This is a genomic window from Microvirga sp. GN3 (genome assembly GCF_055792825.1).
The window spans coordinates 173,771-186,547 of record NZ_JBVVAK010000002.1 but is presented as its reverse complement, the minus strand read 5'-3'; the positions used below and the strand labels follow the sequence as shown (position 1 = coordinate 186,547).

The 12,777-nt window shown below is 58.7% G+C and carries 14 protein-coding genes and 1 pseudogene; 14 read left to right on the top strand and 1 reads right to left on the bottom strand.

Annotated features, from left to right (window positions below):
* Positions 1 to 3: 3 nt before the first annotated feature.
* Positions 4 to 1,182 (bottom strand): annotated as a pseudogene (locus ACS5Q1_RS01960) (PAS domain S-box protein); the annotation flags it as partial.
* 388 nt (positions 1,183 to 1,570) lie between these two features.
* Between ACS5Q1_RS01960 and flgB the strand changes: the two are divergent.
* The 14 genes from flgB to ACS5Q1_RS01890 all read left to right on the top strand — a co-directional run bounded on the left by flgB (position 1,571) and on the right by ACS5Q1_RS01890 (position 12,535).
* Entirely contained in the window at positions 1,571 to 1,957 is a 387-nt protein-coding gene (gene flgB / locus ACS5Q1_RS01955) for a flagellar basal body rod protein FlgB (RefSeq protein ID WP_473096608.1), read from the top strand.
* On the top strand, positions 1,957 to 2,373 hold the full coding sequence (gene flgC, locus ACS5Q1_RS01950) for a flagellar basal body rod protein FlgC (RefSeq protein WP_203442363.1): 417 nt from the start codon (positions 1,957 to 1,959) through the stop codon (positions 2,371 to 2,373). The genes flgB and flgC overlap by 1 nt, the downstream gene beginning before the upstream one ends.
* Before the next feature lies 1 nt (position 2,374).
* Positions 2,375 to 2,704, top strand: a complete 330-nt coding sequence (fliE, locus tag ACS5Q1_RS01945) for a flagellar hook-basal body complex protein FliE (RefSeq protein WP_473096607.1) — start codon at positions 2,375 to 2,377, stop codon at positions 2,702 to 2,704.
* A gap of 10 nt (positions 2,705 to 2,714) precedes the next feature.
* Positions 2,715 to 3,503, top strand: a complete 789-nt coding sequence (gene flgG / locus ACS5Q1_RS01940) for a flagellar basal-body rod protein FlgG (RefSeq protein WP_203442365.1) — start codon at positions 2,715 to 2,717, stop codon at positions 3,501 to 3,503.
* 24 nt (positions 3,504 to 3,527) lie between these two features.
* Positions 3,528 to 3,989: a flagellar basal body P-ring formation chaperone FlgA gene (gene flgA / locus ACS5Q1_RS01935; RefSeq protein ID WP_473096606.1), complete on the top strand. Its 462-nt coding sequence runs from the start codon at positions 3,528 to 3,530 to the stop codon at positions 3,987 to 3,989.
* Positions 3,990 to 3,991: 2 nt separating this feature from the next.
* Positions 3,992 to 5,089, top strand: a complete 1,098-nt coding sequence (flgI, locus tag ACS5Q1_RS01930) for a flagellar basal body P-ring protein FlgI (protein WP_473096605.1) — start codon at positions 3,992 to 3,994, stop codon at positions 5,087 to 5,089.
* Positions 5,086 to 5,601, top strand: a complete 516-nt coding sequence (locus tag ACS5Q1_RS01925) for a MotE family protein (RefSeq protein WP_473096604.1) — start codon at positions 5,086 to 5,088, stop codon at positions 5,599 to 5,601. Before flgI ends, ACS5Q1_RS01925 begins: the two co-directional genes overlap by 4 nt.
* A complete protein-coding gene (flgH, locus tag ACS5Q1_RS01920; protein ID WP_203442369.1) occupies positions 5,598 to 6,296 on the top strand; it encodes a flagellar basal body L-ring protein FlgH in 699 nt (232 codons plus the stop codon). Before ACS5Q1_RS01925 ends, flgH begins: the two co-directional genes overlap by 4 nt.
* Before the next feature lie 24 nt (positions 6,297 to 6,320).
* Positions 6,321 to 6,830 carry a flagellar basal body-associated FliL family protein gene (locus ACS5Q1_RS01915; protein ID WP_203442370.1) on the top strand — a complete coding sequence of 170 codons (510 nt, stop codon included), beginning with the start codon at positions 6,321 to 6,323 and terminating at the stop codon, positions 6,828 to 6,830.
* Between the two features lie 72 nt (positions 6,831 to 6,902).
* Entirely contained in the window at positions 6,903 to 7,640 is a 738-nt protein-coding gene (fliP, locus tag ACS5Q1_RS01910) for a flagellar type III secretion system pore protein FliP (RefSeq protein ID WP_203442371.1), read from the top strand.
* A 118-nt stretch (positions 7,641 to 7,758) separates the two neighbouring features.
* The gene (gene fliF / locus ACS5Q1_RS01905; protein WP_473096603.1) at positions 7,759 to 9,396 is read left to right on the top strand and encodes a flagellar basal-body MS-ring/collar protein FliF; all 1,638 of its coding nucleotides are present in this window, start codon (positions 7,759 to 7,761) and stop codon (positions 9,394 to 9,396) included.
* 254 nt (positions 9,397 to 9,650) lie between these two features.
* Complete coding sequence (locus ACS5Q1_RS01900; RefSeq protein WP_473096602.1) at positions 9,651 to 10,043, top strand: hypothetical protein; 393 nt, start codon at positions 9,651 to 9,653, stop codon at positions 10,041 to 10,043.
* A gap of 6 nt (positions 10,044 to 10,049) precedes the next feature.
* On the top strand, positions 10,050 to 11,273 hold the full coding sequence (locus ACS5Q1_RS01895; RefSeq protein WP_473096601.1) for a MotB family protein: 1,224 nt from the start codon (positions 10,050 to 10,052) through the stop codon (positions 11,271 to 11,273).
* Between the two features lie 2 nt (positions 11,274 to 11,275).
* A complete protein-coding gene (locus ACS5Q1_RS01890) occupies positions 11,276 to 12,535 on the top strand; it encodes a chemotaxis protein MotC (RefSeq protein ID WP_473096600.1) in 1,260 nt (419 codons plus the stop codon).
* Positions 12,536 to 12,777: the final 242 nt, after the last annotated feature.

Below are 12,777 nucleotides of genomic sequence, written 5' to 3'. Positions count from 1 at the left end.
TTCCGCCAATCGCTGGTCGTGAATATCAGTGACCGTTCCCACCCATTCTGCGACGGTCCCATCTTCGTTCAGAAGAGGAACGGCTCTCGCCAGTACCCAGCGATACTCTCCGTCCGAGCGCCGAACGCGATACTCGAAGATGCGCGGCTCATCTGAGGTCCTAACGGTCTGCCACTGGGAGAACAGCTTGTCGCGATCGTCCGGGTGAACGGCTTCTAGAAACCCGTAGCCCGTGTATTCCCCTTTGGCCTGACCGCTGAACGCCTCCCACCCCCAGACCTTCGTAATCGATCCATCCGTCGTCGCACGCCAGACAACGGCGGCGCTTGCTTCGATCAGGGCGCGATACTGTTCTTCGCTTTGACGGAGTCGCTCGGCCGCTGACTTCTGTTCATGAATATCGGCGACTGTCCCAACCCATTCCTGCACCATGCCATCAGGATCCCGAAGGGGAACGGCCCTCGTCAGGACCCAGCGGTACTCGCCGCTGGACCGGCGCACACGGTACTCACTTGTGCCGGGTTCTTCAGATGCCAGTGTCTCCAGCCAAGTCGACGTCACCCGCTCACGATCATCCGGGTGGACGTTCTCCAGCCAAGGATAGTCATTGAGATCGCTCAGGGTTTGACTGTTCGAACTTTCCCAGCCCGATGCACCATCAATGATCGAACCGTTTGGCGAGGCGCGCCAGACAACGGCCGCGCTCGCCTCGATCAGGGCCCGGTACCGCTCCTCCTGGGTTTTCAGTGCAGCTTCTGCGGCCATGAAACGACTGACATCGCGAGATGTCAGAACAAAGTTGCAGATACGTCCCGATTCATCCTCGACGGCATCGATCGTTACCCTGCATAAGAGGAAAACACCTTCCTTCGTCGTGCAGCGAACCTGATCGCCGTAATGGCCGAGATGCTCGGCAATTCTCAAAGCCTGAACGGATTTATTGCGACTCAGAGCATCTGATGAATAGAGGAGCGAGCAAGGGCGACCCAGGACTTCATCCGCTCTCCAGCCGTAGATGTGCTCCGCGCCCCTGTTCCACGATACAATATTCCCATGAGGGTCGAGCGTGATCAATGCAAAGTCGCGAACAGAGTTGAAAACGCGGTCGGCATCGGCGACCTGTCGAGCGCCTTGCTCTGATCGCGTATTGAATCGGTCGTTTAACGCAGAAGTATGAGTCATTCCCCCCAACCCATGTGCTGCGTTGCATGCAGGATCTAAGCTTAGTGGCGAAGAATCGCCTTGAACAACAATTGATACGCCGGTTCGGCAATAAAAGTCACCGTTGCGATTGCATCAACGTGACGAAATCAGCAATCAAAAAATCAACTGAAGCTGTCGCGATATTGTCGCGCCGGGAATGCTGTGCACCAACACATCAAATTTGAATCTATATAACGTTTAATTGCACTTCTTCCCAACCTCAGCGAGCACTACGCAGATCGGTCCAGATTCTACAGGCCGCACCCACGCCCAAAAATCCCTAAGAACCGCTCATCGGCAGCCAAGTCAGCCTCGGGCAAGGTTGGAGGATTAAACGCCTCTTTACCATACTCGCCTGGAGATCCCTGTGACGGCACCTGTCTATCTGTTCGATTTGGCATCGCGACAGGCTCAATGGCTAGCCGCTCGCCAAACGACGATTTCCGGAAATGTCGCGAACGCCAATACGCCTGGCTATCGGGCCAGGGACGTTGAGCCTTTTGCCGACGTTCTGGACAAAACCAAATTGACCATGGCCGCGACGAACGACAGCCATATCGGCTTCACCCCGTCGAAAGCCGAAGCGAGCAAGGTCAAGAAGGCGGATAGCTGGGACACGGTCTATTCCAAGAACTCCGTCAGCCTTGAGCAGGAACTCATCAAATCCGGTGAGGTCAGCCGGCAGCACTCCTTGAACACAAGCATCGTCAAGTCATTCCACCGAATGCTGATGTCGAGCGTGAGGACTTCGTGATGATCGATCCCTTAGTTGCATCCAGCAAGCTGTCGAGCTCCGGTCTGGAGGCTCAGTCGGCCCGCCTCCGGGTTATTTCGGAAAACGTCGCCAACGCGCAATCGACGGGCCGCACGCCTGGTTCCGATCCCTATACCCGCAAGACGATCACCTTCAAATCCGAGCTCGACCGCACGCTCGGAGCAGCCTCTGTCACGGTCAAGGATGTCGGACAGGACGAGTCCGCTTTTCCAGTCGAGTACGATCCCGGTAACCCGGCTGCGGACGAGAACGGCATGGTCAAGAAGCCGAACGTCAACATGCTGATCGAAATGGCAGACATGCGGGAAGCCAATCGATCCTATCAGGCGAACCTGCAGATGATGAAGCAGGCCAGAGCCATGATTTCCGCAACCATCGATCTCATGAGAGGCTGATATGGTCAGCGCAGTTTCCTCAATCTCTTCGATGATTGATCGCCCGTCGGCGGTCGCAGCGATTCCGACCTTCGGCACTTCGCCCGCCGCAGGAGCCGTGTCCGGCGCGTCCCAGACAAGCTTCAGCGATATGATGGCCCAGGTGGCCACATCGGCGGTCGATACCATGAAGGCGGGCGAAGCGGCGTCGATCGCCGGAATTCAAGGCAAGGCCTCGGTGCAGCAGGTCGTCGAGGCGGTGATGTCCGCGGAGCAGACGCTTCAGACGGCCATCGCCATCCGTGACAAGGTGGTCGCGGCTTATCAAGAAATTGCTCGGATGGCGATTTAAGGAGATTGAAATGAGAGCGCTCGCGATCGCTGCCACGGGCATGAATGCACAGCAGCTTAATGTCGAAGTCATTGCCAACAACATCTCGAACGTGAACACCACCGCCTTCAAGGGAGCGCGGGCGGAATTCACGGATCTTCTCTACCAAACCGAGCGGTCCCAGGCTATTCCCAATCAGGCCGGATCGAGCCCGGTTCCTGAGGGAGCCATGTTGGGTCTCGGCGTTCGCACGGCTGCAATCCGGAATCTGCATCGGCAGGGATCGCTGACGAATACATCGAACCAGTACGATCTTGCCCTGAATGGTCGCGGCTGGTTTCAGGTCAACGCGCCCAGCGGTGAAATCGTCTACACGCGCGCGGGATCTTTCAACAAGAATGGCGACGGGCAGCTCGTTACCCTCGACGGCTACACGCTCAACCCGCCGATCATCATTCCGGCGAACACGCTTGACGTTACGATCAACGAATCCGGCGAAGTCTTCGCCAAGGTCGACGGACAGGCTCAGCCTCAGAATCTGGGTCAGCTGACGCTCGCGAATTTCGCCAACGACTCCGGTCTGGAACCGATTGGCAGCAACTATTATCGCGAGACGCTGGCCTCCGGTGCGCCGGCGGTGGGCATTCCATCGGACCCAGGATTCGGCAAGATCCATCAGGGTTATCTTGAGGCTTCCAACGTCGATCCGATCAAGGAGATCACAAACCTGATTTCCGCTCAGCGCGCCTTCGAGATGAACTCAAAGGTGATCCAAGCCGCGGACGACATGGCCGGAACCGTTTCCAAGGGCATCCGCTAAAGCTGGAAGCTGGGTGATAGTCTCATGAAGCATCTCTTTCATCTTGCTCTCACGGCATGCGCCGTAGCCCTGGCAGGCTTCCAGGCTGTCAGGGCCGAGGAGCGCGTTCTCCCGGTTCCCTCGGTCACCATTTATCCCGGCGATACGATCAATGAATCGATGCTCAAGGATCGGACATTTCCGGAGAACTACCGCTACCGGACGGCTGTCATCGAATCCCCCCGGGTTCTCGCCGGCAAGATGGCGCGTCGGACTCTCTTACCCGGAGAGCCGATTCCGATGAATGCCGTCGACGATCCCAAGCTCGTGACACGCGGCGTCCAGACTCAGATCATGTTCGAGGAGGGCGGACTGTCGATCATGGGAATCGGCATCCCGCTGCAATCCGGCACTCTGGGTGAAACAATCCAGGTCAAGAATGTCGATAGTGGCCGGATCATTACAGGTCGGGTTCAGCCGGATGGCCGGATTCGGATCGGATTTTAGTGATGCTCCGCACGATCCTTTTCCTTCTCGCGGTTCTTGCCTCTTTCCAAGTCCATGCCGCGACACGCATCAAGGACGTGGCCGCCGTTCAAGGCGTGCGCGACAACCAACTCATCGGCTATGGCCTCGTCATGGGCCTGCAGGGAACCGGAGACACGCTTCGAAATTCCCAGTTTACCGAGCAGTCTCTTCAATCGATGCTGGATCGCATGGGCGTCAATGTCCGCGACATCAACCTGCGGACCCGCAACGTCGCGGCTGTTATCGTCACGGCTGACCTTCCTCCCTTCGTGGGAGCAGGATCGCGCATCGACGTGACGGTCACATCGATGGGCGATGCGACCTCGCTGAAGGGGGGCACTTTGATGCTCACGGCCCTGCAGGGCGGCGATGGACAGGTCTATGCCGTCGCGCAGGGTGCGATTGCCGTTTCCGGCTTTTCCGCGCAGGGCCAGGCCGAGACGCTCACTTCAGGCGTGGCGACGGCAGGGCGCATTCCCAATGGTGCTCTGATCGAGCGGGAAGTCCAAGGCGGATTCAATGCCGTCGGTCCCTTGGCTTTCGAGCTCAAGAACCCTGACTACAAGACCGCTACGCTGATCACCGATGCGATCAACCAATATGCCCAGCAGCGCTATGGCATTCGCGTCGCATCTCCGCGCGATTTCCGCACGGTTGTTCTGCAAAAGCCGAAGAATGTTGCCGCGACCCGATTCATTGCTGAGTTGGGCGATCTCGAGATCAGGCCGGACACGCCGGCGCGGATCGTGGTGGATCAACGGACCGGGACGGTCGTAATCGGAAAGAACGTTCAGATCTCGACGGTGGCGATCACCCATGGAGCTCTGACGATTCGCGTGACCGAAGCTCCCGAAGTGGCGCAGCCGGATCCATTCTCCTTCGGACAGACCGTCGTCGTGCCGCGCACTCAGATCACAGCTACCGAGGAGCGGGTGCCGCTCGCCATTGTCCGGGGGGCGGATCTGCAGACGCTCGTTAAGGGACTCAACCAGATGGGTCTCAAGCCGTCCGATGTCATCGCCATCCTCCAGGCCGTGAAGACGGCCGGCGCCCTTCAAGCCGAACTGGTGATCCAATGACCGCGACCAAGATCATCAAATCTCTCCGACAGACGGCACTCGTCGCTGGCGTGTTTCTCGGGACGGCTGGCCACCAAGCCGCCCTGGCACAGGATGTCAAGGCGGATACCAGGAACAATCAATACTGCGCCAATATCGCCGATGCGGCGTCCGATGCGCGCTTTGCACTCCAGAAGCAGGCTCTCGCCGATATGGAGAAGGAGATCGAAGGTCGTCTCAAGGTCCTGGAAGCCAAGCGCGCCGAATATGAGGAATGGCTGCGCCGCCGGAACGAGGTCCTGGAGAAGGCGGACGAGACCATCGTCATGATCTACTCGCGCATGCGTCCAGATGCGGCCGCCTTGCAACTCACCAATATGGATGAGGAGATTGCGGCGGCAGTTATCGCCAAGCTCAATCCGCGAGTGGCGAGCGCTGTCCTGAATGAAATGGAGCCTGGCCGCGCCGCTCAGCTGGCGAATGTCATCACCGATGCCCCCAAGCGGGACAAGAACACCGTGAGGCAGAATTGAAACATCTTTTCCTGATTGCCGGTCTGTGCTTTCTTGGTGCTTGCGCGACGCGGCCTGAGGAGATCGGCCGCGAGCCAGCAATGACGCCCGTCGGTTCGGGCGTCGTCGTCGACCGTGAACCGCTGCCTCATCTGTTCAAAGCCACCGGCCGGACTGCGGCGAACTCCACCTGGAGCAATGCCAGCGCCGATCTCTTCACGAGCCCGCGGGCAAGGCAGGTCGGTGATATCGTCACGGTCAATATCCAGATCGACGACAAGGCTGAATTCGACAATGCGAGCGATAGGTCGAGGCAGTCCTCGATCAGCGCGGGATTGGCCTATGCGTTCTCCTTCAAAGGTTGGAACTCCGACGGAACCGGAGACATCGGTCTCGATTCATCCTCCTCCTCGACTGGCCAGGGAACGATCGATCGATCGGAGAAACTGCGCCTTTCCGTCGCCGCTGTCGTTAATGAGGTTCTGCCGAACGGAAACGTCGTGATCAGCGGGTCGCAGGAAGTGCGCGTGAACTATGAGCTCCGCATCCTGAACATTGCCGGGATCGTGCGGCCGCGGGATATCTCGCCGAAGAACACGATCAGCTATGACAAGATTGCGGAGGCTCGAGTGTCCTATGGCGGTCGCGGACGCCTGATGGAAGTCCAGCAGCCGGCCTATGGGCAGCAGATCTACGATGCCGTGGCGCCCTTCTAACCAGATCCTTGGGACGAGAGAAGAATGGCCAAAGCTTTAGAACTTCCAGCGCCTTCCGGGAGCGTGTCGAGCAAAGAGGGGTCGCTCCGCTGGCTCCTGACACTCGGCCTCCTGACCCTCCTGTCCGCCGCCATCGGCGGAGGCTTTGGCTTGGTCATGGTGTCCGGAATTCAGAGGCAGGTCGAGGAAAAGTACAAGGCTCTGCATCAGAAGACCGAGATCGTCAGCCCCTATACGGGCAACATTGCGATCAAGAAACTCGCCCCGGTCGTGACCAACCTGACGGGCTCGGAAAGCGACTGGGTCAGGATCGAGGCGTCGATTGTTTATAAGCCGCGTGACGAACAGCATCCCGATGTCTTGGTGTCCGAGACGAGGCAGGACATCCTGTCTTATATCCGCACCATGTCATTGGCACAGATCCAAGGTCCGAGCGGTCTCCTCCACCTGCGGGAGGATCTCAATGAGCGTGCGAGATTGCGCTCAAAGGGCGTGATCCAGGAATTGGTGCTTGAAACCCTGATTGTTCAGTAGGAAGCAGTCTTTGGCGCATTCGCAGTTCATTTGGCGGATGCCTCTCCACTTTCTTGAAAGACATAGTGACCGATGCCCCTCCGTTTCATATTCGCCAGTGCATTCTTCCTAGCGGCAACGAGCGCGCACGCCCAGATCGCCGGCCTCGAATCGCTCATTCCCGCCGGCGACGGTGCGGTCAGCGGCCGGATCATTCAGCTTGTCGTCCTCCTGACCGTTCTATCCCTGGCGCCTGGCCTGCTGATCATGGTGACCAGCTTCACCCGGTTCGTCGTGGCCTTCTCCTTTCTGCGTTCCGGCCTCGGTCTCCAGAGCACGCCTGCCAACCTTTTCCTGATCAGCCTGTCCTTGTTCATGACCTTCTTCGTCATGGGGCCGACCTTCGACCGGGCTTGGAATGACGGGGTCAGGCCGCTGACCGAGAATCGCATCTCCGAGGGCGAGGCGTTTACCAAGACGACGGAACCTTTCCGCGAGTTCATGCTGACTCATGTGCGGCCCAAGGATCTCCAGATGTTCAGCGACTTGGCCGCGGTCAACTATCCCAAGCCCAACGAGGGGGAGAAGATCGATTTGCGGATCCTGATCCCCGCTTTCATGATCTCCGAACTGCGGCGCGGGTTCGAGATCGGCTTCCTGATCGCATTGCCCTTCCTCGTCATCGACATGATCGTGGCGACTCTGGTGATGTCCATGGGCATGATGATGATGCCCCCAACCGTCCTGGCGCTACCGTTCAAGATCCTGTTCTTTGTCCTGATCGATGGCTGGAACATTCTCGTGAGCGGCCTGGTGCGATCATATTTCTGATCGTCCTCGTTTCACGGTAATGCGCAATCTTGGATGCCAAAGGACAAGCAGCAACCTTCGCACAAGGTTGACGACGCACAAGTGATCTCGACACTTCCCACCAGTACCGAGATTCTCTATGCCTGGTCGTCAACACGCTGAAAGATTGTGGAGTAGTTTGATGCTGCTGGGCGCCCGCCGCCTGGCTGCCTTGGCCGCGATCGGTCTTGCTGTTTTCCTGTCCGTCGGCATCGGCGCCTATTATCTGAGCCGGCCCGCCCAAGAAACGCTCTATACGGGACTTGACCGTGAGGATGTCGGGCGGATGGGAGCGGTCCTGAAGGACGCAGGCATTCCCTTCGATGTGAGCGCCGACGGAACAGCCCTCCTCGTCAGCTATGGCAATACGGCCCAGGCCCGGATGCTGCTCGCTGAGAAGGGACTGCCGCACAGCACGAAATCCGGTTACGAGCTGTTCAACGATCTCGGCTCGCTCGGTCTCACCTCCTTCATGCAGGAAGTCACCAAGGTGCGGGCCCTCGAAGGCGAACTTTCCCGCACGATTCAGGGCATGAAGGGAATCAAGGCCGCACGCGTTCACATCGTGTTGCCGGATCGCGGCTCCTTCCGCCGTGAGCAGCAGCCGCCTTCTGCCTCCGTCGTGATTCGTACCGTTCCCTCCGATGATGCATCGTCCGCGCAGGCGATCAGGCATCTGGTGGCAGCCGCCATCCCGGGCATGGCGGTCGACAAGGTCACCGTCATGAATACGGATGGCACGCTTCTGATGTCCGGTGATGATGCCGCCAACGCCGCGACCGGCAAGATGGCCCGGCTCGAAAAGACCGTCGGCCTGGAAATCCAGGACAGTGTGCGCCGCACGCTTGCGCCCTATCTCGGGACCGGCAACTTCGAAGTCAGCGTGGCTGCCCGTCTGAGCACGGATAAGGTCAGCACCAACGAAACGATCTTCAATCCCGAATCGAAGGTCGAGCGCTCGACGCGCACGATCAAGGAAACCGAAGTCTCGCAGAACAGGAGCGGCCAGAAGCCAACCACTGTTCAGCAGAACCTTCCCGATGAGAACGTTCGGGGGGATTCCAGTGACAGCTCGAGCGAGGACAATCAGCGGCGCGAAGAGCTGACGAACTATGAGATTTCGTCCAAGACGGTCCAGACGATCAGTGACGGCTATCAGATCAAGAATCTCTCCGTAGCCGTTCTGGTGAACAAGTCCCGTATCGCGTCGCTGCTCGGCGATAGCGCAACGCCTGCCGAGATCGATGCGAAGATCGCAGAGATCGAGCAGCTCGTGTCATCCGCGGCAGGCTTCAGCAAGCCCCGCGGCGACCAGATCAAGGTTGCCGCTGTCAGCTTTGTCGATGACGGTGGAATGCTTCAACCGGTGCCGGGTCCATCGCTGACTGAAATCGTCATGCGCCAGTTCGGAACGGTTGTGAACGCCCTGACCATCCTGGCTCTATGCGCCATGATGATCTGGTTCGGCTTGCGTCCCGCAGTGCGGATGCTCATGGCCCGTCATCAGGCCGAGCTCGAGCTCCAGCGTGAGCAGGCGGCGGCGCTGGCTGCGGCCGAGGCTGAGGAAGCCCTCGAAGCCAGAAAGGAAGCTGCTTTGCAGATTGCTTCCGAAGCGGATGAACAGAACTTGATCGAGATGCCGCGGACTCCGCAGCGGAAACTGGAGCAGATCATCGAACTCAGTGAGGAGCAGGCCGCCGCCGTTCTGAAGCAGTGGCTCGGACGGGAGGCCGCGTAATGGCGGGCACGATAGCGAGACTTTTGGCGGACTTCTCAAATCCAGCCTCTGGCGCTCCTTCGGGAATCGGTCTCCTGCGCGCCGTCAAGGTCACGCCCGATCCTGAGCCGCCGCAGCCCCCGCCGCCTATCGTTGATCGGCAGGCAGAGCTCATCAAGTCTGCAGAAGCCAGAGTCAGGACTGAGGAAAGAGAGAGAGCTCACAGAGAGCTTGAGGATGCCATTGCCGCTGAAAGGGGCCGCCATCTGGAGGAGATGAATGATCAGCGGACGATCTGGGTCGAGCAGCAGGCGCTGCAGATGTCGGCTCAGATCTCAGCGGCGGTCGAGCGCATCGAGGAGAACCTCTCGGAGAGAGTTGCAAATATCCTCAGGCCTTTTGTCTCGGAAGCTTTCCGTCAGCAAACTCTTGCCGAGTTCAAGGATGTCCTTGCGACGCTGCTTTCCGGGCGAGATGCAAGACTTTTGAGGATCTCCGGGCCGGAAGATCTTCTCTCGACCATGAAGTCGCATCTTGGACATTACGAGAGTTTGATAGAGTTTCTTCCGAGCGAGCACGTTGAGGTCAGTGCCGTGGCGCAGGATACGCTTGTTCAAACGCAATTGCATTCCTGGTCGGTTCGGTTGGCCCAGGCGTTAGAAAGCTGATGATCGATGGCGAATTCAAATAAGCAGGAGATCGTCATCGTTCGCAGGAACGACGATGGCGAGGATATCGTCAAAGGAGGCGCATGGAAGATTGCCCATGCAGACTTCATGACGGCCATGATGGCGTTTTTCCTCGTGATGTGGCTCATCAGTCTGACCGATGAGGAGACCCGAAGCGGCGTTGCCAATTACTTCAATCCAGTCCAACTGGCCGAGTCGACTCCGAACAAGAAGGGGCTCGACGACCCACAGAACGTTCCGCCTGACAATGAAACGGACAACACCAAGGACGGCAAGGAGAAGGGAAGCGGCGAGGGGACGGGTGGCAAGTCTCACCAGTTACGGAAGCCCCGTTTCAAGGAAGGGGCTCTTTTCCAGGATCCCTATGCCGTTTTGGCCAAGATCGCCGATGAGATCGAAGCAAACCCCCACGACACTCTTGGTGCCGATGTCACTCCAGGCGAGAGCGATGTGCCTGGCCTCAAGGCAGGGGAGGCCTTCAGGGATCCGTTCGATCCCCTGTATTGGCAGGTCGCCCCGGTCGAAGAACTGAAAACGGACACACCTTCGAAGCCGGGAACCGCAGCGCCAGCTCCTTCGAAGGCCGTCATAGATGCCATCACGGCTTTAAGCCGGAAATCTCCGACTGACGGCAAACCGGACTCAAAGACCTCTGTGCCGAATGAAGGTCAGGAGCGCCAGCCGAATGGCACGTCTTCTGATTCAGGCGGTCAGGCATCGAATGTCGATCCGAATGCGGCCACGATGGCGGACCTGAAGGCCGCAGAGCTGAAGAGGGAAATCCTGAAGGCTGTCCAGCCTTCGAAGGATGTCTCACCGCAGCCGCACATCGAAGTGCGCCGGACCGGTGCGGGAACCCTGATCAGCCTGACGGATGATTTCGACTTCACGATGTTTGCCGTGGGCTCCGCCGAGCCGCATTCAAAGGTTGTGAAGGCCATGGCCGAGATCGCGAAAATTCTGCAGTCACGCCCGGGCAAGATCGTCATCCGCGGCCACACGGACGCCCGGCCTTTCAAATCGGCCAATTACGATAACTGGCGGCTGTCCCATGCGCGGGCCCAGATGGCGCTCTACATGCTCGTTCGCGGTGGGTTGAGCGAGAGCAGAATCGTGCGGGTCGAGGGACATGCGGATCGTGAGCCGAAGATCCCGAGCGATCCGAATGCGGATCAGAACCGCCGGGTCGAGATCCTTCTTCAGGAGTGATCATGATGAAAGGTCTTTCATTGCCTCTCATTGCGATCTCTTTGCTCCTCGTCGGACAGGCGGCGATGGCTGAGAACACCGCGCCTTCACAGGAAGCTGGAGAGCAGAGGGCCGAGACGGCGTCAGTTCCCAGTCCGGTGCAGCTCGTGCGAACGTTGCATCTGATGCAGGATCAGATTGCGATCGGATCCACCGAGGCTCATATGGGGCAACGCGGCCTGCTCGGAATCCTGGACGACAGATTCATGAATCTGGAGCCGGAGACCTGGCAGACGAGCAAAAATGTTCGAGCAGCGGTGTCCTTCGTCCTCAGCGGCGGTAATCCAGGGATCTTGAGAAAACTGCTGGAACTAGGCTCCTCCGTCATCGCGGAAAATGACCGGCCATTGATTGAGGGCGCACTGGCCTATGTCGAGGGCAGAGAGGAGGCGGCGCAGAATTCGCTGTCATCCCTGGACCCTCACTTCCTTCCTCCGACCCTGGGAGCTCAGTTGGCCCTGGTTCAATCGGCTCTGGTCGTGCGAAAGAATGCTGCGAAATCCGACGAGTTGCTGGACTTCGTTCGACTTCAGGCACCCGGCACGCTCCTTGAGGAGGCGGCTCTGCGCAGGCAGGTCTTCGTGGTGAGCCAGACCAACAATATGGAGAAGTTCCAGTCACTCGCCACCGACTACCTGCGACGCTATCGCCACTCGATCTACGCCGGCAACTTCCGGCAGCGATTGGCCTCCGTGCTGACGCGAATCGATTTCGGGAAGGAGGCTTCGCGCTTTGAAGGGGTCGTGGCGATGATGTCCGAGCTTGAACCGGAAGCAAGACGCGATCTTTATCTTCTGGCAGCGCGCTCATCGATTGAACAGGGATTCACCACCTCGGCCAGATTGCTGGCCGACAAGGCTCAGGAATTGGTAGGATCAGACAAGGCGAGTGCCGTAAGAGCAAGGCTCTATCGTGCGGCATCGTTGATCACGTCGCCTCAGGCCATCGATGGCGCCGTCAGCGATCTTCGCAGCCTCGACCGGTCGGCTCTCGCAGAGAGTGACCTCGGCTTGCTGGATTCTGCCCTCACCATGGCAGGCCAGATACGCAAAATGCCCGACATCCAGGCCCAGCAGGTCGCTCCAGCAAAACCGGAGCTGACCAAGGTCGCAGCCGGGCAGCCGATGGAAGCTTCTGCTTCCGCGCAAGGGCTGGAACAGCTTCACGCGCTATCTAAAGCACGTGACGCCTTAAGCCGCGTCGACAAGTTGATTAAGAACTAGGCGTATGCAAGCCGATGAGCCGATTAGATCTTCTGTCACAGACAACGCCGAGGATTGTGGACACCCAGTCGCGCAACGCATCCGTGAATTCGGACGCCCAAGAGAATTCGGGCAATGCAGCGACATCTGACTTCGGTTCGCTCCTGGATGGCTTTTCAGGGCGCTCGCAGAAGGAGGGTGTCGGCGCGTCTCAGCAGGAGACAGTTCTTCTCGGCAGTGAAACGGACAAGGTGAGTCCGGAA